The 23491-nt window shown below is 68.6% G+C and carries 22 protein-coding genes; 7 read left to right on the top strand and 15 right to left on the bottom strand.

The features are described 5' to 3' along the window. Window positions 1–33: 33 nt before the first annotated feature. The 10 genes from ACZ6DT_RS36300 to ACZ6DT_RS36255 all read right to left on the bottom strand — a co-directional run bounded on the left by ACZ6DT_RS36300 (window position 34) and on the right by ACZ6DT_RS36255 (window position 13479). Complete coding sequence (locus ACZ6DT_RS36300; RefSeq protein ID WP_465603716.1) at window positions 34–990, bottom strand: carboxymuconolactone decarboxylase family protein; 957 nt, start codon at window positions 988–990, stop codon at window positions 34–36. A 2-nt stretch (window positions 991–992) separates the two neighbouring features. Beyond that, a complete protein-coding gene (locus ACZ6DT_RS36295) occupies window positions 993–2645 on the bottom strand; it encodes a GMC family oxidoreductase N-terminal domain-containing protein (protein WP_465603714.1) in 1653 nt (550 codons plus the stop codon). After that, window positions 2642–3199, bottom strand: a complete 558-nt coding sequence (locus tag ACZ6DT_RS36290; protein WP_465603713.1) for a DUF5987 family protein — start codon at window positions 3197–3199, stop codon at window positions 2642–2644. Before ACZ6DT_RS36290 ends, ACZ6DT_RS36295 begins: the two co-directional genes overlap by 4 nt. A gap of 5 nt (window positions 3200–3204) precedes the next feature. After that, window positions 3205–4557 carry a cytochrome P450 gene (locus tag ACZ6DT_RS36285; protein WP_465603711.1) on the bottom strand — a complete coding sequence of 451 codons (1353 nt, stop codon included), beginning with the start codon at window positions 4555–4557 and terminating at the stop codon, window positions 3205–3207. Further along, on the bottom strand, window positions 4554–5534 hold the full coding sequence (locus ACZ6DT_RS36280) for an enediyne biosynthesis protein (protein WP_465603709.1): 981 nt from the start codon (window positions 5532–5534) through the stop codon (window positions 4554–4556). The genes ACZ6DT_RS36285 and ACZ6DT_RS36280 overlap by 4 nt, the downstream gene beginning before the upstream one ends. 5 nt (window positions 5535–5539) lie before the next feature. Continuing rightward, window positions 5540–7504: a CRTAC1 family protein gene (locus ACZ6DT_RS36275; protein ID WP_465603707.1), complete on the bottom strand. Its 1965-nt coding sequence runs from the start codon at window positions 7502–7504 to the stop codon at window positions 5540–5542. Then, entirely contained in the window at window positions 7501–8457 is a 957-nt protein-coding gene (locus ACZ6DT_RS36270) for a DUF1702 family protein (RefSeq protein WP_465603851.1), read from the bottom strand. Before ACZ6DT_RS36270 ends, ACZ6DT_RS36275 begins: the two co-directional genes overlap by 4 nt. Window positions 8458–8617: 160 nt before the next feature. After that, a complete protein-coding gene (locus ACZ6DT_RS36265; RefSeq protein ID WP_465603705.1) occupies window positions 8618–9520 on the bottom strand; it encodes a helix-turn-helix domain-containing protein in 903 nt (300 codons plus the stop codon). A 197-nt stretch (window positions 9521–9717) separates the two neighbouring features. After that, on the bottom strand, window positions 9718–11163 hold the full coding sequence (locus tag ACZ6DT_RS36260; RefSeq protein ID WP_465603850.1) for a SagB family peptide dehydrogenase: 1446 nt from the start codon (window positions 11161–11163) through the stop codon (window positions 9718–9720). A 42-nt stretch (window positions 11164–11205) separates the two neighbouring features. After that, the gene (locus ACZ6DT_RS36255; RefSeq protein WP_465603703.1) at window positions 11206–13479 is read right to left on the bottom strand and encodes a TOMM precursor leader peptide-binding protein; all 2274 of its coding nucleotides are present in this window, start codon (window positions 13477–13479) and stop codon (window positions 11206–11208) included. 221 nt (window positions 13480–13700) lie between these two features. On the opposite strand from ACZ6DT_RS36255, the gene ACZ6DT_RS36250 reads away from it, so the two are divergent. From ACZ6DT_RS36250 to ACZ6DT_RS36235, 4 genes are all read left to right on the top strand, one after another. Next, complete coding sequence (locus ACZ6DT_RS36250; protein ID WP_465603702.1) at window positions 13701–14540, top strand: AfsR/SARP family transcriptional regulator; 840 nt, start codon at window positions 13701–13703, stop codon at window positions 14538–14540. Between the two features lie 40 nt (window positions 14541–14580). Then, window positions 14581–15267, top strand: coding sequence for a winged helix-turn-helix transcriptional regulator (locus tag ACZ6DT_RS36245; protein ID WP_465603700.1), 687 nt, complete (start codon window positions 14581–14583; stop codon window positions 15265–15267). A gap of 110 nt (window positions 15268–15377) precedes the next feature. Next, window positions 15378–15956 carry a hypothetical protein gene (locus tag ACZ6DT_RS36240; RefSeq protein WP_465603699.1) on the top strand — a complete coding sequence of 193 codons (579 nt, stop codon included), beginning with the start codon at window positions 15378–15380 and terminating at the stop codon, window positions 15954–15956. Further along, window positions 15953–17287, top strand: coding sequence for a copper resistance CopC/CopD family protein (locus tag ACZ6DT_RS36235; protein ID WP_465603698.1), 1335 nt, complete (start codon window positions 15953–15955; stop codon window positions 17285–17287). Before ACZ6DT_RS36240 ends, ACZ6DT_RS36235 begins: the two co-directional genes overlap by 4 nt. Here the strand turns inward: ACZ6DT_RS36235 and ACZ6DT_RS36230 are convergent, their stop codons facing one another. Continuing rightward, window positions 17288–17896 (bottom strand): maleylpyruvate isomerase mycothiol-dependent enzyme family protein, encoded by a 609-nt coding sequence (locus tag ACZ6DT_RS36230; RefSeq protein WP_465603848.1) that lies wholly within the window; start codon window positions 17894–17896, stop codon window positions 17288–17290. A 314-nt stretch (window positions 17897–18210) separates the two neighbouring features. Between ACZ6DT_RS36230 and ACZ6DT_RS36225 the strand changes: the two genes are divergently transcribed. Beyond that, window positions 18211–18879: a M protein gene (locus ACZ6DT_RS36225; protein WP_465603696.1), complete on the top strand. Its 669-nt coding sequence runs from the start codon at window positions 18211–18213 to the stop codon at window positions 18877–18879. A gap of 34 nt (window positions 18880–18913) precedes the next feature. Here ACZ6DT_RS36225 and ACZ6DT_RS36220 read toward each other — a convergent pair whose 3' ends face one another. Beyond that, window positions 18914–19288 carry a YciI family protein gene (locus tag ACZ6DT_RS36220; protein ID WP_465603694.1) on the bottom strand — a complete coding sequence of 125 codons (375 nt, stop codon included), beginning with the start codon at window positions 19286–19288 and terminating at the stop codon, window positions 18914–18916. A gap of 168 nt (window positions 19289–19456) precedes the next feature. Between ACZ6DT_RS36220 and ACZ6DT_RS36215 the strand changes: the two genes are divergently transcribed. Then, complete coding sequence (locus ACZ6DT_RS36215) at window positions 19457–19738, top strand: metal-sensitive transcriptional regulator (RefSeq protein ID WP_009081418.1); 282 nt, start codon at window positions 19457–19459, stop codon at window positions 19736–19738. Here ACZ6DT_RS36215 and ACZ6DT_RS36210 read toward each other — a convergent pair whose 3' ends face one another. The 3 genes from ACZ6DT_RS36210 to ACZ6DT_RS36200 are packed head-to-tail and all read right to left on the bottom strand — an operon-like array spanning window position 19739 to window position 22295. Continuing rightward, window positions 19739–21943 carry a heavy metal translocating P-type ATPase gene (locus ACZ6DT_RS36210; protein ID WP_465603692.1) on the bottom strand — a complete coding sequence of 735 codons (2205 nt, stop codon included), beginning with the start codon at window positions 21941–21943 and terminating at the stop codon, window positions 19739–19741. Further along, window positions 21940–22092 (bottom strand): hypothetical protein, encoded by a 153-nt coding sequence (locus ACZ6DT_RS36205; RefSeq protein WP_465603690.1) that lies wholly within the window; start codon window positions 22090–22092, stop codon window positions 21940–21942. The genes ACZ6DT_RS36210 and ACZ6DT_RS36205 overlap by 4 nt, the downstream gene beginning before the upstream one ends. Further along, a complete protein-coding gene (locus ACZ6DT_RS36200) occupies window positions 22089–22295 on the bottom strand; it encodes a heavy-metal-associated domain-containing protein (protein ID WP_465603689.1) in 207 nt (68 codons plus the stop codon). The genes ACZ6DT_RS36205 and ACZ6DT_RS36200 overlap by 4 nt, the downstream gene beginning before the upstream one ends. Before the next feature lie 96 nt (window positions 22296–22391). Here ACZ6DT_RS36200 and cobF point away from each other — a divergent pair, with 96 nt between their 5' ends. After that, a complete protein-coding gene (gene cobF / locus ACZ6DT_RS36195; protein ID WP_465603688.1) occupies window positions 22392–23177 on the top strand; it encodes a precorrin-6A synthase (deacetylating) in 786 nt (261 codons plus the stop codon). The last annotated feature ends 314 nt before the right edge of the window (window positions 23178–23491 follow it).

Below are 23491 nucleotides of genomic sequence, written 5' to 3'. Positions count from 1 at the left end.
AGCATGACCCGGAGCAGGGCGAGAAGTCTTCTCTCATGTTGTTGAAGGCGAGCCTGAGACCGAGACGCGGTGGGCGGCCGCGGCGAAACTCGTCCACCCCACGAGCTCGACCAGCTCCCGATCACCCAGGCCCGCGGCGGTCACCAAAGCGTCGTCGACCTGATAGGGCGCCTTCGCCACCACCAAAGCCAGCCGGACCGCTGGATCGTCGAAGGCGTCCACCCAAGAGCGGCTCAGCCCCGGCGCGGAACCATCCCATGTGGACAGTTCCCGCGCCACGGCATCCCGTACGGCCGAAGGCACCGCCAATGAGGCGAAAGCCGACGAAGCACGGGAAAACGCGTCCTCCACTACCGGGTTCCCCGCAGCCCAGGAGAAATCCCGTGACCCCGCCGGAAGCAAGTCCAACGATGCACCGGGCAGGGCCTCCGCCACCGGGCGAAGGAGCCGCCCCAGGACGGCCTTCGCCTTCGCACGAGCCGAATCCGGCACGGAGGAAGGCAACGGCGAAGGTCCCAGGAACACGCTCACCACCCGGTTCAGGTAGTGGAACGTGAACGCGACCGCGGTCAGCTCCGCCCTGGCCGCCACGGACAACGCCCCGGCGAAGGGATCCGCGACGGGACGTCCCGCGGCGATCGCCGAAGCCTCCGAGGAACGCCCGAGCGAATCCAGCGCCATCCCGTGGACCTCGACACAGTACGGGCACGAGTTCGCCCGCGACACCAGTGTCGCGACGACCTCCCGGTCCGCCCGGCTCGTCGCCCCCGACGCCACCAGCGATTCCCGCAGCATCACCCAGCTCGCCGCGAGCACCGTCGGCGACGGCGAATGCAGTGCCACCGGTGGGGCCAGCATGCCGAATTCGCGTTCCAGCCGGCGGTAGACGTCGCGCACGAGCCCGGTCGCCCGGCCGTACGGGACCGGCCGGACGTACCGGACTTCGCGCAACACCCGTCTCAGCGCGAGTCTCACCAGCACGGGTGCCATGCTCAGCTCCCGGCCACCAGCGACAGCTTGCTGACCGCCCGCCGTCCGGTGATCGAACCGTCCGGCGCCGGCGCGCCGTAGGTGACGTCGACACCGCGTGCCTGCAACGCCCGCACGATGCCCGGCACCGAACGTTCGGCCAGCGCCGCGATCGTCATCGCCGGGTTCACCGTCAGCGCGCCCGGTACGGAGGCGCTGTCGGTCACGAAGATCCCGGGATGGTCGCGGAGTTCGTGGTTCGGGTGCAGCGCCGAGGTCTCCGGGTCGTCACCGATCCGGCACGACGCCAGCGGGTGCACGGTGTACGCGCCGACGACGTCGTTGGTCCACGGCGACACCTTCGCCAGGCCGTCCTTTTCGAGGATCTCCTTGCACTCCGCGTCGGCCAGTGACCAGCCGTGCAGGGTGTTCGGCGTCGGGTCGTACTTCAGCGGGCCACGGCCGAGCATCTGCTGGGAAATGCGGTAGGCATTGCCCGTGGGCGGCGGAGCGCCGAAGACACCTTCGTTGTCGTCCTCGGTCATCAGGAAGATGGTCAGCCAGGACGACCACTTCTTGAGGATCTCCTTCTTCTGCGCGCCGAACCAGCGCGGTTCGTCACCGTCGGGGACTTGCGCGAGGATCGTGCCCAGTCCCGGCGGGAAGTACAGCTGCTCCAGCGAATACCGCTCGTACTCCGGGAGCGAACCGTCGAGCTTGTCCCAGTTCGCCACGGTCGGGCCCTTGCCGATGTGGTTGGCCTCGTAGACCTTGCCGTCCTCACGGGACAGTCCGAGCACCTCGCGGACCCGCTCCTCGTCGATGATCGCGGTGTTGAGCCGCTCACCGTTGCCCGAGAAGTACCGGCCGACCGCGTGCGGCATGGTGCCCAGCGCCGCCTCCGAACGCTGCAGGATCACCGGGGTCGCCCCGGCGCCCGCGGCGATGATGACGACCTTCGCGTCGATCGTGCCGCTGCCGGTCTGCGCCCGGTAGTCCGTGTCGTCGACGACGTTGAAGTGCACGCGGTAGTCGCCGTCGTCGATCCGCTCGATCCGCTGGACCTCGTGCAGCGGCCGGATCTTCGCGCCGTGCGCGAGCGCGGCGGGCAGATAGTTGGTCAGCAGCGAGCGTTTCGCGTCGAACCGGCAGCCTGCCATCATGAAGTTGCAGTTCACACAGCGGTCGTTGTCCACCGCGACCGGCGCCGGGTTCGCGGTCCGGCCGGAGTGGTCGCACAACGCGGCCCACAGCCCGCCCGCGTACGAGACGTCGTTCCAGTCCTGTGTGGACACCGGAAGCGAATCCGAAACCCGGTCGTACCAAGGCTCCAGGGTGTCCCGCGTCAGCACCGACGGCCACATGCGACGGCCGATACCGCCGTGGCGCTCGAACACGAACTTCGGCGCGCGCGGCATCGCGGCGAAGTACACGACGCTGCCGCCGCCGACGCAGTTCCCGCCGAGCACGCTCATCCCGTCGCCGACGACGAAATCGAAGGCCCTGGTGTAGGACGAACCGAGCAGGTAGTCGTGTTCGAACTCCTTCGTCTCCAGCCATGGCCCGCGTTCCAGCACGGTGACCTTCGCCCCGCCCGCGGCCAAGTGGTAGGCGGGGATGGAGCCACCGAACCCGCTGCCGACGATGACGACATCGGTCTTGTCGTAAGCGTTCATGCCGGGCTCCCGGAAGGCGTGGTGTCAGGGTGGAGTCGCGCCAGTTCGCGACGGTAGGAGAACTTCGGGAACCGCCACAGGCCGTCTTCGTCCGGCGCGGTGTACCCCATCGCCAGCAGCCCGGGGTGCCCCTCGGCGATGGCTTCGGCGGTGTGCTTGTGCGCCGCGCTGTCGAAGGACATGTTGCAGAACAAGGCGAGGCTGACCCAGCCGTCCTTCTCCGGATGTCCCGGCGCGGTCAGTGCCCGCACGAGTGCCGTCCTGTCCACGAAGGACAGAGCGACGAACGACGGCAAGCCCTCGTCGAGTTCGAGGCCGTGTTCCTTGGCGTAGAGCTTCGCGTGCTCGTTGAGGGCCTGCGCCAGATAGGGCAGCCCGACGGTCACCCCGGTCGCCTCGGTGTGCAGCAGTTCGAGCGCGCCCGCCACGACCGCGCCCGGCCCCGGCGAGGCGCCGGCGATCGCGTGATCTCCCGGGAACCGCTTCTCCCCCGGCACGATCGTGTCCGCGTAGGCCTCCAAAGTGGACACCTTGACCTGTTCGTCCGAATCCATGGAACCTACCTCCTGTTCCTGGTGTGCACGGTCATCGGCAGCCCGCCGCGTACCCGCAGCGACAGCATCGCCTCGGGGACCACGTCGTAGCCAGGGACCTTCCTGAGTTCGAGGTCGCGCAGGACCATTGTCAGCACGAAAACGGCCTCCATCACGCCGAGGCTGTTGCCGATGCAGAACCGCGGCCCGGCGCCGAACGGGATGTAGGCGTAACGGGGCCGCCCGCTCGGCCGGTCCGGATCGAACCGGTCCGGGTCGAATTTCTCCGGCTCCGGCCAGAACGCCGGATGCCGGTGCAGTGTGAAGGGCACGACGACGACGTCGGATCCGGCCGGGATGTGGTAGCCGCCGATCTCGTCGTCGGCCTGCGCCACCCTCGGCAGCAGCCACACCGGCGGATACAGCCGCATGACCTCTTCGACCACCCTCGCGGTGTACGGCAGCCGGTGCAGATCATCGTGCGTCGGCAGCTGATCACCCAGCACCGCGTCGGCCTCGGCGCGCAGTTTCGCCGCGACGTCGGGATGTTCGTCGAGCAGGTGGAAAGCCCAGCCCAGGGTGCTCGCCGTCGTCTCGTGCCCGGCGAGCAGCAGGGTGATGAGCTCGTCCCGCATCTGCTCGCGGGTCCCGTCGGTCGCGATGAGACGGGACAACACGTCCTCGCCACCCTCGACCGGGTTCGCCAGCCGCTGCTCGACGAGTTCCTCGGCGATCCGGCGGATGTCCGCCCGCGATTCCCGGAACCGCAGTTGTTTCTTCAGCGGCGCCCACTGCGGGACCATGCTCAGCGTCACCGCTTCGAACATCGCCTGGTCCTGCACGGCCTCGAACGAATGCCCCAGTGACGTGAAGCCGCCGAGGTCCGCGTCGAGCAGGCTCTTGCCGAGCACGGCGAGCGTCAGCCCGGTCATCTCGTGCAGGATCTCCACCGGACCCTCGGTGTCCCGCAGGCGTTTCACGAGACCTTCGACCTCGTTCGCGACGACAGAGGCCTGCCGCGCGATCCGCTTGGGCTGGAACACCGGCTGGATGGTCCGGCGCTGTTTCTTCCAGACGTCGCCGTCGCTGGTGAGCAGCCCGTCGCCGAGCGCCCGTCTCGCCTCCTGGAGGCCGATTCCCTTGTGGTAGTTGGCCGCGTTGTCCGCGAGCACGTGTTTGGCCAGTTCGGGGTGGTTCACCAGGTACATCGTCTTGGGCCCGATCGCGATCCGGACGACGTCCCCGTGCGCCTCCGCCGAATCCGACATGAGCGCCAGCCGGTCGGTGAAGAGCTTCTTCAGCAGACCGAAGGTCGCCCGGCGCGGCGGGCCGGGCGGCGCGAGACGCGCCGCCCGGCTGAGTTCCGCCTCGTGGGTCATGCCGCCACGGCCCCGGTTTCCGGCTTCTCGGCCGGTTTCGGCAGGCTCGTGACCTCGGCCGACTTCGCCTGCTCGGCCTCCCACTTCTCTCCTGCCTTCTTGGAGAAGTGCAGGCCCCACAGGAACGCGCCGCGGATCAGGCAGACCAGGGCGGTGGCCAGGAACAGGCCGTACGCCACGTGGACCACCATGAAGAACCCGTAGGCGATCGCCACCCCCGAACCGAACAGGATCTGCGACGCGGGCTTCGACGGTGTCGTGCCCGGGTCGGTGACCATGTAGTTCGTGTAGAGCACGAACGCCACCCCGGTCATCATCCCGAGCGCGCCGGGGATCGCGGTGTCGAACAGCAGACCGCGGATGATCGCCTGGAGCGCGAAGGTGATGAGCCACGCGCCGATCAGCCACATCCGCTGGGTCAGCATCGCGTTGAGCACCGTGCCCGACACGATGATGATGCCGACGATGAGCCAGCCGACCCACGAGTCGACCTGCTCGGTGAAGTGATAGGGCGGCGCGATGCTCGCCCACGGGAACACCAGCAGGATGATCGTGATGCCGAAGTTCGACGGGTTCATGTAGTGCCGGAGCCTGCCGCGCACCGGGGCCTGGAGGACCCACTTGGCGCCGACGGCGACCACGACGCCGAACATCATGACCAGCACCTGGTCGTTGACGTAGGTCAGCATGTTCAGCGCGAGACCGGTGATATGCGCCGGGAGGAGGAACTCCACCAGTCCTTTGAACCCGTTGCCGCGGAAGCGGACCGGACGGCCCTGTGCCCGCGCGCCGATGATCTCCAGCAGGATCTCCGCGGCGTACGCCGTCGCCAGCGCGATGAACGGATAGGTGTAGGGCTGCTCGAAACCGAGCACGGTGTAGCCGATGATGTTGAAGACGGTGATCGAGATCGCGAACCGGCGAAGGGCCGTGATCGTCTTGTTGCTCTTGGGTGCGGTGAGTGTCTGCTCAGCCATGTCGGTCACTTCTCCTTAGCCTGAGCGCCGAGCTGGAACGTGTGGCTGCCCGGGGTCAGCTGGACCTCCTGGGTACGGATGGTCCCGGTCAGGTCGCGCCATTGCAGGCTCACCTTCACCGGCCCGGTGACCTCGCCGAGTCCGATCTGGATCTCGTGGCTGCGCTTGCCGGAGTGACCGCTGCCACCGTCGACGCGGTCCATGTACTTCTTGCCGTCGGGGGTGACGACGGTGACCTGCGCGCCGATCGCCGCGGTGCCGGCCGCCTTGCGCGGACCGTCCGCCGAAGCCTTGTCGTGCACCAGCTTCAGGTTCAGGTACGACCCGGAGTCGGGACTGACGTTGCGGTAGAAGATCGGCTGCTCCCACTGGCGGGCCACGGCGAAGTCGAGCTTGCCGTCACCGTCGGCGTCGCCGGTGGCGATACCGCGGGTGGGCACCGGGATGGCGAGACCGAGGCGCGGGGCCAGGTCGGTGTACCGGCCGTCGGAACCCTTGGCCCAGAAGTGCAAGGTGTGGTCGCCGCCGACGTCGTCACCGGCCACCATGTTCGGCCAGAAGGACGGGTGCTTCAGCAGTTCGTCGTTGGAGGTCGCCAGCTCCTGCAGCTGCGGCCAGCGGTTGACGTCGCCCTTGACGAATCCGGTCGCTTGGGTGATCACCGATTCACCGCTGTTGTTGTAGTCGGCGATCTTCACGTCCCAGCCCCAGCCGGACCACGCGGTGCCCGCCTGCGCACTGCGGTCCACCCACGGTGCCTCGCCGCCCTGCAGACGGCCACGCAGATCCGCGGTGTCCTTGGCGGTGTTCATGAACTGGAAGTGGCTTTCCTCGATCCCCCAGGACGTCGTGATGTTGCTGACGTACAGGTCGTAGAGACCGTCGTGGTCGAGGTCGGCGAAGTCGACGCCCATGCCCTTGAAGGAGTCGTTGCCGAGCACCTTCGACTTCGGCTCGTTGGGCCCGCGAACCCCCTTCACCTCGGCGAATTCGATGTGCCCGGGGCGGGACTTGTTGTACAGCAGGCGGTCGTGCCCGAAGTCGTTGCCGATGTAGAGCTCCGGCAGGTTGTCCCCGTCGACGTCGGTCGCGCTGGCCGCCAGCGACCAGCCGCCCTGGGCGTCGGCCGGGATGGCCTTGTCGTCGAGGGCGAACGCCGCGCTCGGCTTCGCCCCCTGGGTGGCACCGGTGAACCGCAGGATGTACTTGCCACCCGCGTTGTCCGCGTGCGACATCGACTTGTTCATCTCCACCCCGCCGGAGACGCGGTCGTCCAGCACCGCGCTGTCGGGGAAGTAGTTGCCGATGAAGATGTCCTGGTGGCCGTCACCGTCGAAGTCACCGACCGAGGCGGCGTTGGTGTTCCACAGTGGACCGGAGTACTCACCGTTCTTGGAGTTGTTGCCCGGCACCAGTTCTACCGGCTCGTAGGCCTTGGGCGCGAGTTCGGTCGCGCCCGGCTTCGAGAGGAACAGGATCGGCGTACGGCCCCAGTAATAGGCCAGCAGGTCGACCCGGCCGTCCTCGTTGTAGTCCGCGGGCACACAACCCATGGGCGCGATGTACTTGCCCATCGGCAGCGGTGCCGCGTCGAGCGCGAACGGCGCGTAGCGGTCGCCGCCCTTGCCCGGCGTCGGGGTGATCACCAGCTGGTCGCTGCGCGGGTCCACGAAGCACAGATCGTTCGCGAGCTCGTCCCCGTCGAGGTCGTTGACCGCGATCGCGGCGCCGACCGAGGAGATCCAGGCCCGGATGTGCTCGTACTCCTTGTTCACCGTCCGGATCGACTGGCTCTTCGCCGCCTCCGGCAAGGCGATCGTCAGCGGTTCGAACGCGTACTTCGAGGCCATCGTGTCGGCCTCGGCGGTCGAGACCGTGGGCAGCTGGGCCACCACGAACAGTCCCGCCATCAGCAACAGCGCCACGATGCCCGCAAGCTGCTTGCGGAGCCAGCCCAAGGTCGCGGTCATTTCCCTGCACCTCCAGAGTTGAGAACCTCAGCGGCGATGCGCTGTCGCCAGGTTTCGAAGGCCGGGAGCTCGCCGTCGACCACCACAACAGGACGGACCTCCTGGGTGATGGCCGCCGCCCGCTCGGCCGGCAGCCCGCAGATCGCCTGTGTGGCGACCTCGGTCTCGGGGATCAGCAGCCCGGCGCGGACGCGGGCTTCGGCGGCGAAAGCACTGCCCTGGGCCAGGTTCCCGCGGTGCTCACCGGCGAACTCGGCCAGCTTCAGCAGTTCGTCGGAGGTCACACCGCACGCGTAGGTCGAGGCGAGCCCGACCCCGGCGTAGAGGTCTCCATGCCGCCGCTGCGGGAAGCGCGCGATCGTGTCGGTGACCAGATCGACGTCGGTACCGCAGATGAACCACAACGCCCGCCCGATGCCCTGGTCGATCGCCCGCGACGAGTAGCCGTCGTTACCGGGCGGCCAGGAGAAGTCCGGGTCCTGGAACTGGCCGTCGATGTACTTCGCCGTCTTGAAGTAGGCCTGGTGGAAGCCGTACCCGTCGAGCACCAGCCAGCGCAGCAACGGGTCGAAGTCCTCGGCGGACGGCCAGCGGAACCGCGGCAGCCGCGCCAGCGCCCAGCCGACGCCGACGTAGATGATGTAGTCGTGCTTCTCGGCGGGGCCGTCGAGGAAGTCGGCGATATGCCCCCGGCCGCCGCCCGGCAGGCCGTCCAGCATTCCGTATCCCATTCCCGCGCCTTCGTAGGCGAAGCCGCGGAATTTGACCGGAATACGCTCGAGCCATTCTTCGGCCTGCCCGGTGGTACGCGCTTCGACCGCGTGCGCGTAGCCGAGCAGGAATTTCTCACCGACGGTCTCCAGCAATTCCTGAGCGGCTGGGCTCTTCTTGTGGAAACCCCGCTTCTCCAGCGTGGTCTCGGAGACATCCGGCGTGATCATGCGACGTCTGATCGTGCGCCAACCATTGCCCAACGCACTCTCCCCCTAACGGGTGGATTCGAATTCTGGATTGGTTAAAGGCTCACACGCGCGACGAGGGCGCGGCTACTTCGCGGTTGCGCCCGCGGTTCTCCCGGTTTGCGAAACCGGGAGAACGCGGGAACACCTTCGGTCAGGCCACCGCGCGGAGGTAGTCCGGAGCGGGCATGGTCATCCGGTTGCCCGCCGACGTCGGGCCGCCGGCGAGGGTGATCGCCATCGGCGCGTCGGTCGGCCGGGGGGCGCGCATCGGCATCCGCAGATGCGCCCGGCCGTACCGGGTGATGTCGACCCGGCCGGGCAGGGTGCCCACGGAGAACGTGGAAGCCGCGGTCCCGGCGGCGTGCTCGGCCACCCCGATCACGGTCCACCGTCCCTCGGGGACGTTCTGGATCTCGATGTCCGCCGACAGGAGGTTCGCCCTGCCGCCGAACGCGACCGGCCCGCACTGCGGGATCGACTCGGCGAACAGTCCGATGAGGACACTCGCCGGGCCGGCCCCGCGCGGGGTCTCGACGCGCACGCTGATCGTGCCGGTGCCGCTGCGCATCGTGGCGCTGCCCATTCCGGCGCTGTGCAGGGCTTCCAGGGTCGGAAGCCGCTGGAAGTGCGGGGCCAGCGCGACGAGCAGTTCGCCGACCTCGGGGTCACGGTACTGGGTCGGGGTCATCCCGACCGCACGGGTGAAACGGCTGGTGAAGGTGCCGACGCTGCTGTAGCCGACGCTGCACACGATGTCCGACACGGTCAGCGATGTCGTCAGCAGCAGCCTCTTCGCTTCGAACAGCCGGATCGCGGTGAGGTACCGGCCGGGGGTGACCCCGGTCGCCTTGGTGAAGATCCGCGAGAAGTGGAACGGGCTGACGAAGACTTCCGATGCCAGGTCGCTCAAGGTGATCGGGTCGAAGTACCTCGCGTGCATCGATGAGATGGCCTGCAGCACCGCAGGTTGCAAGGGGGACGCCGGCTCGGGGAGCCGGCCGGGTTCGGTGACGCCTTTCTCGTTCGCCGCCATGGCGACTGTTCGTAGCTGCATCAGACCAACCTCGGATTCGCTGTCGCTTTTCCTCTGTTGACAGCAAACGCGGCGGCGATTTCGGAGCACTCGACTCGCGATGGAGATGGGCTGTCCGGGTGTTGTCCGGAGAACGACACACAGGCGGCAGGTCGAGTCGCGAAAGCCACTCTCGCAACCTTCAAGGTCGGGAAAGTGGCTTTCGCAACGCTTCCGGCTCAGACGGGGAGGTCGAGCACGCACTCGCCGACGCTCACCTCGGCGGGCCAGTCGAGTTTGAGGGCGCGGTCGACGCGGTCACCGGCGTCCACCGGGACGGCGTGCGCGGCCAGCCCCATGGCGCGGGCGACGAGGTACAGCGTCTGTTGCAGGGCACCGACATGCGCCAGCGTCGTGGCGTACGCGCCACCGCCGAGCACGGACGCCATCCGCGGCATCCGCGCGGTCACGGTGATCAGCGCCGAAGGCCGCTGATGGTTGCCGCCGCCGATCATCGCCATGTCGAGCATCGCGTCGAGATCGGCTTCGTCATCGTTGACCAGGACGAGCCGATGCTCCAGCGGGTCGTAGTGGTAGATCCCGCGATCCAGCCCCGAGCACCGGTTGACCGAGACGTACAACTCGAGCTCGTACAGGCAGGCGACGCTGAAGTACGGCCGCTGCGAGGCGCTGTGCGCGGGCCCGTTCGGGAGATGGGCGGGACCGATCGACCGGATCCGCGCGCCGCGGAACAGGAACTCGCCGATCTGTTCGGCGGACAGCACACCCTCGGTGAATTCGGGACAGCTGTGGTCGTGCTCCAGCAACGCCGTCAGCGTCGGATCGGTCTCCGCGCGGTCGTCCAGATCCGGCCGGTACAGCGCGTAGGCCGGGCCCTCGCCGGGGGCGGCCTTGACCACCGGCGGTTTCCCGAGCCCGGGCAGATCCGCCGGGCCACCGGGCCGCCAGGTCCGGCTCGTGGTGTGGAACGACAGTTCGTCCGGGGACCACAGGCCCAGTTCGGGATCCTCGTCCTCGGCGAACCGGCCGTTCTCCTCCGCGACCTGGGCCACCCCCGCGGCGACCAGGTACGACACGATCGCCCCGACCACCCCGGCGTCGATGCCCGTCGTGGACGCGATGTCCCCGACCGATTTCGCGGTCGCCAGAGTCGCCGCGACGTGCACCGCCCACGGTTGGGACAGCACGACGCGATAACGCGCGGACGGCGACTCCAGCCCCATCCCGTCGGCGTCGGAACGCAGGGAACTGAAGCGGGACAACCGGATCGGGCGCGTGGACGGGACGTCCCCCGGCGTGAACACCGGCGCGAGCACCACCGGGATCACCGACAGCAGCGGCCCTCGGCCGTCGGCGAGACCGAGCGAGCGCACCACGGAACCGCCGAGTTCCTTCAGCACCTGTCGCAATGCGTCGGCGCCCTCGGCCGTCCAACTGAGCTCGCCTTCGAGATCGGGCTCCCGCTCGACCGGTTCCCAGGACGAGGTCACGTTCGCGAGAGAGACCGGTCCCAAGGCCATCCGCCGCAACGATTCCCGCACCAGTGGTTCCGCCTGGTCGAACTCGTACTCGCCCCAGCGGGTGACGACCACCAGCGAGCCGTCCTCACCGATCTCGACAAGGCTGTCGTCGGTAAGCGACCACAAGGGGATCGTTTCGGCCACACCGCCGGGGGAATCTGTCGTCAACTGCTGCTCCAGCCGGATCTACAAGAACATGGGGAAGGGGTTGAGTCGTTCGTACGGGGTCGGTTCGGCGAGCCTGCCCATCCGCACCGGCACGTCGAACAGCCGTCCGGGGGCGAAGCGGCTCCAGAACGGACGCAGCCCCGGAACGACCACCCGGACCACCGGGAGGTCGATGTCGGGTCTGGTCTGATCCAGCACGAGCGTCTCCATTCCCAGCGCGGAAAGCTTGCGTACCAGGCTCTCCACGTCGTCGCGGACATCGGGCCGCCGGACGAACTTGAAGTCCGCGGCGCGTTTCGCCGACCGTCCCGGCGCCGGAAGCAGATACGGCTGGTTGGCGACCGTGGCGTACCGGAGCCATCTCGACGCGTCGGGATCGTCGAGTTCGACGTCGTTCGGGAGCACCGCCGGGATCATCTGGTTGAGCTCGCTGACCGCCCTCCTCAGCGCCGTCCTGGGGTCCAGGTGTGCGCCGAAGCCCATCATGACGTTCTCGCGCGGCCCGGCGATACTTCTGGACAGCGCGACCATCACCGGCACCCCGAGGTCCGCGGTCAGGTCGAGGACCCACAGTTCCCGGCCGGCCCGCGCGTACTGGCCGACCATCTCCTCGGCCCACGGGTCGTCGAACGACGCGATATCGACGCCGGGCATGGGAAGCCGGTTGTACCACCACATCGCGACGGCATCGCGTTCGACGAGTTCGAGCAGTCCCTGCAGGATCGCGTCTTCGATACTGCTTCCGGCCGCGCAGCCGTTGGAGTCCGCGCGCATCCCGGTGATCCCGCATTCGGGCGGCACACCGTAGTAGAGGTACGCGGTCGGCATCAGCTTCCGGCGCTGCCGCGACAGCGACCACAGCGGCGTCCAGTCGACGGCGGCCTCGATGTCGAACCGGTCGGGGACGTGCTGGAAGTTCGCGTGTTCGGCGTTCCACTCGACCCGGTCGGTGTACTGGCGCTCGTCGAAGAGCATGCACGAGTTCGGGTGGACGGCGTCGTCGCCGAGCGCGCGGAAGGTGTCGCGGATCCGCAGTTCGTCACCCTGGTAGTTGGCCGAGAACCGTTCGATCGCCTCGCACAGCGCGCCGACCTCGGCGTCGATCGGGCTCGCGCCCTTGCCGCCGTTGTCCCCGCGCAGTCCGGCCCGCAACCCCGCCTCACCGCGTACGCGGCGCGCGACGTTCAGCCCGGAGCGGTACGCGTTCACGAACGCCGGTGCCCTCGGGTCGCGGGCGATCTCCTTGACGATGCCGGTGACCGGGCTGACCAGGTGGCCGAAGCGGTCGAGCACCTCGACCGGGGTGAGCGTGCGGTGCCCGCCGCCGCCCGACGTCGCCTTCTTGGCCTCGCGCAGCACGATCGGCTCGGCGGTCCGGGCGGCGACGATCCCTTCGTCCCCGCATTCGGGGCATTGCGGGCGGCGGCGCAGTTCGTGCAGCCGCCCCTGCAGGTCGAGGGTGTCCAGGATCCACACGGCCTGCTGCCCCGGATAGCGGTGTCCGGCCAGCCATTTGGACGCTTCGAGGGAGATCAGCTGTGACGCGGCCGCGGTCAGCGGCGGCACGGCGGGCATGGGGAACGACGCGGGACCGTCGTGTCCGAGGACCTCCTGCACACAGGCCTCCGCGTGCCGGTGCCCCCACAACCGGTTCGTCAGGCAGTGCCAGCAGCCGGACCGGCCGGGCTGCAGGATCGGGCCGATCCACACCTGCGATCCCGACGGCCTGGCCAGCAGCCACGGCCGCCCGGTGCGCCGGTGTTCGGCGTCGATCTCGGCCAGTCTCGGGTCGAGGTAGTCGTCGCACAGCACGATGGCCAGCTCGGACGCCGTCCCCACCACCTCGATGCCGCTCGCGGCGAGCGCGCTCGCCACCTGTGAGGTGTCGACACCGCGGCCGATCGCGATCAGGCTCGCCGTCGCCGGCTTCTGACGGCCGGTCACCGCGGACGCGTCGAGACCGCACGCGTCCCAGTACGCGAGCGCGCGTTCGTCCCCGCTGACCTCGTCCGGCACGTGGACGGTGACCAGACCGGCCTCGACCAGCCGGGCCAGCACCCCGGTGACCTGTTCGGCGTTCATCCCGTCCGGGCAGGCGGCCAGGAGACCGTCGAGGTCACGGGTGCCGTCGAGCAGGGCCGCCACCGACGCGACGTGCGCGCCGCGGATCGCGATGACCCCCTGTTCCGAGAACAGGTAGGCACCGTTGCCCTCGCTGATCTCCGCACGCAGATGCCGTTTGAATCCCAGACCGCCGCTGACCGAGCCGGGCGTGGACGATACCTCGCGCATGAAGACCCCCATAGGTGGAGTGGTCCCCGAATCCTGCTGCGCGAAGCCTTGTACCGGCCAGTGCCCGTTTCACGCTTCAAACATGAAAAACCCATGTTTTCCCGGGACGCACGCACGCGGGACCTGGTGGACGGCTCACTGGCCCGGCGACCCGCCGCTCTGTCACTGTCGACGTACTGGGAAACAGCCCACGACGCGTATCGAGCTGGAGGGCGCTTGCGATGTACACCGGATCACGAGTAGCGGACACGCACCACGGCTCGGCACCCGACCCGATCGCCGCCCCGCCCGCAAGCCCCGTCCGCTTCACGCTCCTCGGCCCGCTGGAACTCGTGCGGGACGGGATCGACTACGCGCCGACGACGCCGAAGCTGCTGCAGGTGCTCGCCATGCTGGTGATGAGCCCGGGGAAGATCGTGCACATCGACACGATCGTGCAGGAACTGTGGGCCAACGACCCACCGCGCAGCGTCCGCACCACCATGCACACCTACGTCTACCAGCTGCGCAAGTGCATCGACGAGAACGACCTCGCCCCGTACGGCGAGACCATGCTGGCGACGAAACCGCCGGGGTACGTGTTCCGGATCTCCCCGCGGCAGGTGGACGTGTTCCAGTTCCAGGAGCTGCAGCAGAAGGGCCGGGAGCTGCAACTGCGGGGCGAGCACGTTGAAGCGGCGAAGGCCTTCCGGTCCGCGCTCGACCTGTGGTCGGGGCCTCCGCTCGCGAACGTCCACTGTGGACCAGTGTTGTCGGCCTACGCGGTCGACCTCGTCGAACAGCGGCGCAGCACCCTGCACCTGCGGATCGAGGCGGACATCGCGGCCGGGATGCGGCACGAGCTGATCGGCGAACTGCGGTCCCTTGTCACCGCGAACCCGCTGGACGAGGCCCTGCACGGGCAGCTGATCCGCGTACTCGGCCGCAGCGGGCGGCGTTCCGACGCGCTCGCGACGTACCGTCAGGTGCGCGCGAGGCTCAACAACGAACTGGGCGTCGAGCCCTGCGACGAATTGCAGGTACTGCACCACGGCCTGCTTTCCGAGGGTGAACCCGCGTGAAACCCGCTCCCACCACGGAAACGAAAGTGAGGATCGACGGATGAGCAGTCGTACCTATGGACAGTTCTGCGGTCTGGCCCGCGCGCTGGAGATCATCGGCGAGCGCTGGTCACTGCTGATCGTCCGTGACCTCGTCCTCGGCCCGAAGCGGTTCACCGAACTGCAGGCGGGTCTGCCCAAGATCTCGGCGAGCACGCTGTCCGCGCGGCTCAACGAACTCGAGCAGTCCGGGGTGCTCCGCCGCCGCCTGCTCCCCCAGCTCGACGCAGCGGTGATCTACGAACTCACCGAATACGGCAGCGAACTCGACCAGATCGTGCTCGACCTCGGCCTTTGGGGCGCGCGGTCGCTCGGCCGTCCCGCTCCCGAGGACGTGTTCACCATGGACGCGGCGATCCTCTCGCTGTACACGACCTTCCAGAGCGAGAAGGCCAAGGGCGTCCAGGTCACCTACGAAGTGCGCCACCCGGGCGACATGGTCCTGCACGCGATCGTCGAAGACGGCGCGCTGAAGGTGGCGGACGGCGCGCTGCCCGGTGCCGACGCGGTCATCGAGCCGCTCGGCCCGTTCATCAAGGATCTGCTGACCGGGGACCTCACCGCCGCCGAAGCGACGCGAACCGGGAAAGTCCGTATCGAGGGCGCCTTCGAATACCTGGAACTGTTCACGGAACTGTTCCACATTCCGGCGGCTCCCAAGGCCGCGCAAGGAATCGTAGTGCGCTGAATGGCCTAATACCCCAGGCCGGATCAGCATTCCGGAGTAACCGAGCCGTCGTTTCGCGGGCTATCGTCGACTTCTGTCACCGGCCGGTCTTTCGCCCAAGGAGTCCCTTCATGGCCGCACTCGATTCGGATCGTCCCGGTCTCTTCGCGTCACTCAACGGGAAGTACCACCGCGCCGCGCTCGGCGTCTTCGCGGTCGTCGTGGTGGCCCACTGGGCGGAACACCTGGTGCAGGCGTTCCAGATCTACGCCCTCGGCTGGAAGACCGCGGACGCTCGCGGCGTGCTCGGCATCCCCTTCCCCAAGCTGATCAGCTCCGAATGGCTGCACTACGGCTACGCCATCGTCATGCTGGTCGCGCTGTTCGCCCTGCGCAAGGGCTTCGCCGGCCGCTCGCGGCAGTGGTGGAACCTCGCGCTCGGCCTGCAGTTCTGGCATCACATCGAGCATCTGCTCCTGCTGATCCAGGCGCAGACCGGCTGGCGTCTCGGCGGCGGCACCGCGCCGAGCAGCATCATCCAGCTGTTCATCCCGCGGGTGGAGCTGCACCTGTTCTACAACACGATCGTCACCATCCCGATGATCATCGCGATGCTCGTGCACCGGAAGGCCTCCGCCGTCGAACAGGAGCTGACCGGCTGCACGTGTTCGCCCGAAAGCCGGCGTGAGCTGGCGACAACGGCATCGTGACCAGGAGGCTCTTCGCCCTCCTGGCCCTGGTCGCGGCGTGGTTCGGGGTCGCGGTGCTCGCCGCGGCCCCGGCTTCGGCCCACGTCGAACTCCGCTCATCGAATCCCGCCGACGGCGCCCGGCTCACCTCGGCACCGGCACAGGTCTCGATCACCCTGTCGGAGAACATCGGCATCCAGCCGAACTCGATCAAGGTCGTCGACCAGCAAGGGACCGACGTGGTGTCCGGCCCGGTCTTCCAGCCGGGTGAGGTCGCCGAAGAAGTCGCCGTCAAGTTGGAGCCCGACCTCCCCGACGGCAGTTACCTCGTCGAGTACGCCTTCGTCTCGACCGACTCGCATCCGGTACGCGGCACGATCGCCTTCGTGATCGGCACCGGCCCCCTGATCACCTCGGCGGGCGCGGTGTCCGCCTCCACCGGGACCGATCCGGTGACCGACGCGCTGTTCACCACCTTCCGCTGGGGTTCCTTCGGCGGTGTCGCGCTGCTCGGCGGAATGGTGTTCGTGCTGGTCTGCCGTCCGGGAGGCCGGACCGATCCGGCGGCGCGGAAGCTGATCACCACCGGACTGTGGCTCTCGGGGGTCACGGCCGTGGCCGGGTTCCTGCTGCAAGGCCCGTATGTCGCGGGCCGTGGGGTTGGCGCGGTCTTCGACCCGGCTCTGATCGAAGCGACCCTGCGGGTGGCGTACGGGAAGCTCCTGCTCCTGCGCCTGGCCGCGATCGTCGCGCTCGCCGTGATCGTGCGACGGCTGCTGGCGGGTGAGCTGCCACAGCGGCCGCGGTCGCGCTACGAGAACCTCGGCATCGCGGCCGGGTTCATCGTGATGCTGAGTTTCTCCGCGACCGGGCACGCGGTGGCCGACAAGATCATGTTCCTCGCGGTCAGCGCCGACCTCGCGCACTTCGGCGCCATGGCCGTCTGGGTGGGCGGGTTGATCCAGCTGGCCGTACTCCTGCGCGGCGAGTACTCGGCGGCCGACGCCGAGCCGGCGCTCGCGAGGTTCCATCCGATCGCCACCTGGTCGATCGTGATCATGGTGGTCAGCGGCGCGTATCTGGGCTTCCGGCTGGTCCCGTCGGTGGAGGCGCTCTGGACGTCGGCGTACGGCATCGTCTTCGTGCTGAAGCTCACCGGGTTCGCCGCGTTGCTGCTGGTGGCGAACCTGAGCCGCGCCGCGGTCCGGCGCGGGATCCCCGGCCGCGGCGGCACCGGCGTGGCGACCGCCGACCTGCGGAAACTGCGGGTCAGCGTCGGGGTCGAGGTGCTGATCGTGGCCGTGGTCCTCGCACTGGCCGCGGCGCTGTCCTCGATGTCCCCGACCGGCTGATCAGCGCTCGATCTCCTCGTCCGGCGGGGCGAACGGCCCCCAGGTGAAGGCCCGGAGCCACGGCTCCGGATCGCCCAGCCACTCCAAGGCGGCGATCTGGGCCGGGCTCCGGCGCCCGGCGAGTGACCGGTACAGGTCCACGGGCTCACCCGAGAGCACCGCGGCGACCGGTTCGGTACCGGCGATCCAGGTCGCGCCCTCGGTCTCGATCCGCATGCCGGGCAGCCCATGCCTGCCCAGCGACGCGCCGAGACCGCTGACGAGCACTTCGAAACCCCGCAGCCAGGCCCCGTGCGCCCCGGGCGGCGGGGCACCGAGCGCGTACCGGAGATCGAGTTCGTGGGTGAAGGCGTCCATCACCATGATGTCGCCGCGGCTCTTGCCGTCACCGTCGGCGATGAGGAGCGCGTCGGCCTCGGGGCCGCGTTCGAGCCAAAGCCGCAGCAATTCGGCGACCGACGCCGTTTCCGGAATCGGGCAGGCCTCGCCGCCGAACCGGGTGATCACCCGATCACAGATCTCGGCCAGATGGGCGATCAGCTCCCGGACAGTCCACTGTGGACACGCCGGGACGGCCCGCTCGCCCGCGCCCGCGTGATCGGTGAGCAGGATCGCGATGTTCTCCCTGACCTGCCGATACCCTTCGGCCGCGGTCGCCGGATTCCGGCCAGGGACCCGAATTCGGCTGCTCGTCACGCGGCCACCTCCAGTGGGGGCAAGGGATGATCGTCCATTCTCTCATCGTTCCCCGGATCACCCTTCTTCCCGCTTGCGCGGACCGTTCACCGCAAAGACCACCCACCCCTGGCGCATGTCGTCGCGGCTTCAGGCACACTGGTCGATGAAAGCCCCGTGTGGCAACGCCCGTGCGCTGTAAGGGAAAGCGCCCAATGGCGACACATCGACCACTGTGGAGGTGACCAATGGAGATACCCGGCTTCGATCTGGCGTGGCGTGGATTCAACCGCGCTCAGGTCCGGGAATTCGTTCGCGAGGTGGAAGCCGAACTACGACGAGTGGAAGCCGAACGCGACGAGGCCATCCGCCGCGGTGAGGCTCTCGCCGCCGAACTCACCGCCACCCAAGAGGAAAACCGCGAACTGAAGGCCAGCGTCGACCGGATCAGCCGCGTGCCGATCGCTCCGGACGCGTTGCAGGAACGATCGCGCCGGATGCTGGAACTCACCCGCGAGGAAGCCGACGACATCACCGCCCGTGCCGCCGAAGAAGCCGCCAAGGCCGAGGCGGAGCGAAAGCGGATCACCGAAGATTTCGAACGCGCCATGACGCTGCGCCGCGCGGAGGCGATGCGCGCGCTCGCCGCACGGGACGAAGCCGCGCAGGAGCGGGCGCGGAAACTGCTCGACGCCGCCGCCGAAGAGAGCGAGCGCCTGGTCGCCGAAGCGCGGCAGAAAGCCGACGTGTCCCTCCGCCTGCGCGATGACGTGCTGAAACAACTGGTCAGCTGCCGTGAACTGCTCACCGAGGCCGGCTCGGTACTGGCCGTGCCCGACTCCCCGGAACCGGAGGTGCCCGTTCAGCGCCGGAGCAGGGCCGAAGCCCGCGCCGGCGCCGAAGCGGCCACCGCTTAGGCCCCGGACCCCACTGCCACCCTCGACGGGCGGGCTACGCCTGGCTGTCCAAACCCAGTCCGGAGGAGAACACCACCGGCCGGATCTCCATCGCGTTGATGTGCGCGTCCGGGATCTGGCCCGCGATCTCGATCGCCCGCTCCTTGCTGTCGCATTCGACCAGGTAAAAGCCGGCCAGGTACTCCTTCGACTCCGCGAACGGGCCGTCGGTGACCACCGGGACGCCGTCACGCACCCGGACCACCGCGGTCTCCTTCGGCTCCGCCAGCGCTTGCGTCCCGAGCAATTCGCCGCTCTCGGTGAGCTTCTTCATGAAAGGGTCGATGCGGGCGACCACCTCGTTGCGCTCCTCCTCGGGAAGAGCGTCCCAGGCGGTAGGGTTCATGGTGATCATGATCAGGTACTTCATCGGTGTTCCTCCTGGTCGCCGGGCCGGATGTCCGGCCGCTCACGCAGGAGTCGGAGCCACCGGATCGTCTTCGACATCCTGGCACCCGTGAATTTCGAGCTCCCGGGCACATACACGGGGTGGGTATAGTGATCGCCGACGGGTGAGGGACGAGAGAACGGGTGCACGATGACGGGCTACGGCAGCGAGCGGGAGGCCTATCTCAAGCGCCTGCGCCGGATCGAAGGACAGATCCGCGGTTTGCAGCGGATGGTCGAAGAGGACAAATACTGCATCGACATCCTGACCCAGGTGTCCGCCGCCACCAAGGCCCTGCAGTCGTTCTCTCTCGAACTGCTGGACGAGCACCTCGCCACCTGCGTGGTCCAAGCCGCCGCCGCGGGTGGCGAGGAGGCCGACCTCAAGGTCCGGGAGGCGTCCGACGCCATCGCCCGGCTGGTCCGTTCCTGATCAGGCCACGCCGGCGAACCGTCGCAACCGCAGGCTGTTGGTGACGACGAAAACCGAGGAGAACGCCATCGCGGCCCCGGCGATCATGGGATTGAGCAGGCCGAGTGCGGCCAACGGCAGCGCCGCGACGTTGTAGGCGAACGCCCAGAACAGATTGCCCTTGATCGTGCCGAGCGTGCGGCGCGAAAGCCGGATGGCGTCCACGGCCCCCCGCAGGTCACCGCGCACCAGCGTCAGGTCGCCCGCTTCGATCGCGGCGTCCGTCCCGGTACCCATGGAGAGGCCGAGGTCGGCCTGCGCGAGCGCGGCCGCGTCGTTGACGCCGTCACCGACCATGGCGACCACGCGGCCTTCCGCCTGCAACCGCTTGACGACCTCGACCTTGCCGGTGGGCAGCACCTCCGCGATGACCTCGTCGATCCCCACTTCGGCCGCGACGGCGTTCGCGGAGCCGACGTTGTCGCCGGTCAGCAGGACCGGCCGCAGCCCAAGCGCTTTCAATTCCGCCACGGCCCGCGCCGACGTCGGCTTGACCGTGTCGGCGACGACCACCACACCACGGGCCTCGCCATCCCAGGCGACGACGACGGCGGTCGCGCCACGATCCTCGGCAGTCGCCTTGACCTGGGCGAACTCGTCACCGATGGGGATGCCGTGCCGATCGAGGAGAGCGGCACGGCCCGCCAGGACGGTCTTGCCTTCGACCTCACCGATGACACCAAGACCCTCGACGTTACGGAAGCCGTCGACCGGCGGCAGCTCACCCAGCCGCTTTTCGGCGGCCGCGACGATCGCCCGGGCGATCGGATGCTCGGAAGCGTGCTCGACCGCCGCGGCCAGCCGGAGCACTTCGCTCTCGGCTGCTCCGTACAAGTTGGTCAGACTCATCTTCCCCAAGGTCACCGTGCCGGTCTTGTCCAGGACGACGGTGTCGACCGCGCGAGTGGACTCGAGCACCTCCGGTCCCTTGATGAGGATGCCCAGTTGCGCGCCGCGGCCGGTGCCGACCAGCAGTGCCGTCGGCGTGGCCAGGCCGAGCGCGCACGGGCAGGCGATGATCAGGACCGCGACGGCGGCGGTGAAGGCGGCGTCCGCCCCGCTGCCCGCGCCGAGCCAGAAGCCGAGCGTGCCGACCGCGAGCGCGATCACCACCGGCACGAACACGGCCGACACGCGGTCCGCGAGCCGCTGGACCCGCGCCTTGCCGTTCTGCGCGTCCTCGACCAGCCGCGCCATCTGCGCGAGCCGGGTGTCGGCGCCGATCCGGGTGGCACGGACGACGAGCCTGCCGCCCGCGTTCACCGTCCCGCCGACGACGGCGTCTCCGGCGGTCACCTCGACCGGGACGGCTTCACCGGTCAGCATGCTCACGTCGACGGCCGATCCGCCGCCGGTCACGACACCGTCGGTGGCGATCTTCTCCCCCGGCCGCACGGCGAACTCGTCGCCGGTCTTCAGCTCGCCGATCGGGACACGGCTCTCGACACCGTCCTTGAGCACCGCGACGTCCTTCGCGCCGAGTTCGAGCAGCGCCCGTAGAGCGGCTCCGGAGCGGCGCTTGGACCGGGCCTCGAAATAGCGGCCGGCCAAAAGGAACGTGGTCACCCCGGCGGCGACCTCGAGGTAGAGGTTGCCCGCGCCGGACCCGCGTTCCATGGTCAGCTCGAAGCCGTGCCGCATCCCGGGCACCCCGGCGGTGCCGAACAGCAGCGCGTACAGCGACCAGAGCGTGGCGGCCGCGACGCCGAGTGAGATCAGGGTGTCCATCGTCGCGGCGCCATGGCGGAAGTTCGTCCAAGCCGGGCGGTGGAACGGCCACGCGCCCCAGGTGACGACGGGGGCAGCCAGCGCCAGCGAGACCCACTGCCAGTAGGCGAACTGCCAGGCCGGGACCATCGCCAGCACGATCACCGGCACGGCGAGCACGGCGGAAACCAGCAGCCGCGTTCGCAAGGAGGCGGCCTGGTCGTCGTCCTCGTCGGGTTCGGGCGGTTGGGCCGTATAGCCCGCGGACTCGACGACACCGACCAGATCGTCGACCGAGACCGCGAGCGGGAAGTCGACCTGCGCCTTCTCGGTGGCGTAATTGACCGTGGCGGAGACGCCGTCGACCTTGTTCAGTTTGCGTTCGACCCGCGCGGCACAGGACGCGCAGGTCATCCCGCCGATGGCCAGTTCGACCCGCTGGGATGTCCCGACGCTCACGGGGTGCCTCCCGGGTGCTGCCCGTGGTGCTCGCCGGTCGGCGCGGGCGATTCGTTCAGGGGCCCGACCGCGGACCCGATCGCCCAGGCGAGGGCGAACACCGCGGCCAGAGCCGCGGCGAACGCCGACACCTTGACGACGGTGCTCACGAGACGAGTTCGTAGCCGGCCTCGGTCACGGCCGCGTCGACGGCCTGGACGTCGAGCGGAGACTCGCTGGTGACGGTCACCTGGCCGCTGGTGACGTCCACGTTCACGGCGCTGACGCCCGCGATCCCGCTGACCTCCTCGGTGACGGAGGAGGCGCAGTGTCCGCACGACATGCCCTTGACGGTGTAGGTGGTTTCGGCCATCGGTACGAACTCCTCTGCGGGACGGGCGAAGCGATCACTTCCTTTATACCCAGTGGGGGTAGGGGTTTACACAGAGGGTGCGGGCACACTGCGGAAATGAGGAAGATCTCCGCCATCGGCATCGGCGCCGGCGATCCGGAACACCTGACCGTCCAGGCCGTCCGGCGGCTCAACGAGACCGATGTGTTCTTCGTCCTCGACAAGGGGTCGGAGAAACAGGACCTGGTGGGCCTGCGCCAAGAGATCCTCGACCGCTTCGTCGAACAGCCCGGCTACCGCGTCGTACGGGCCCCGGACCCCGAACGCGACCGTACTCCTGACGACTACCGGAAGGCCGTCGCCGACTGGCACCGGCTCCGGACCGACGTCTACGAGAGCATGATCGCCTCACTCGGCCCCGGCGAGCGGGGTGCCTTCCTGGTCTGGGGTGACCCGGCGCTCTACGACTCGACCCTGACGTTGCTGGACGCCGTACTAGCCCGAGGGACCGTCGAGTTCGAGTACGACGTCATCCCCGGCGTCAGCAGCGTCGCCGCGCTGACGTCGCGACACCGGACCACGATGAACCAGATCGGGCGCCCGGTACTGGTCACCACCGGCCGTCGCCTCGAGGCGGGCTGGCCCGCGGACGTGGACGACGTGTTCGTGATGCTGGACGCGAACTGCACGTTCACCAGCTTCGCGGACACTGGCCTGGAGATCTACTGGGGCGCGTACCTCGGCACCCCCGACGAGCTCCTGCTCTCGGGCCCCCTGTCCGCCGGCCTCGCCGCGGAGATCCGCTCCGTCCGCGCCTCGGCGCGCTCACGGAAGGGCTGGATCATGGACATCTACCACCTACGCCGCCCCGCCCCGCCCGTAACGCCGCGCCCCACCCCGTAACTCGCGTGACCAGCCCCGTAATTCGCGTGATTGAGCCCGTGACTCGCGTGTCTGGATCCGTGACGTCTCTGGTCACGTGAGTCACGGGTTCAGTCACGGGTGTGTGGTTCCGCGATTCGTGTGATCAGGTGGATGACTCTTGTGTTTGGTCGGACGACACGGTGTGGCGGGGGCCGCGAGGTCGTGTCGTCCGGTTGGGCACGGGTGGTGCGGGGTCCGGGTATGGAAAAAAGGTCTGGGACCTGGGAGAACTCGGGGTTCTCGACCAGGTCCCAGACCTTGTTTTCAAGGTTAGTCCGGCGGTGTCCTACTCT

The sequence above is a fragment of the Amycolatopsis sp. NPDC041971 genome (assembly GCF_055588925.1).
The sequence above is the reverse complement of the archived record's forward strand: the minus strand, read 5'-3'. Positions and strand labels throughout refer to the sequence as shown.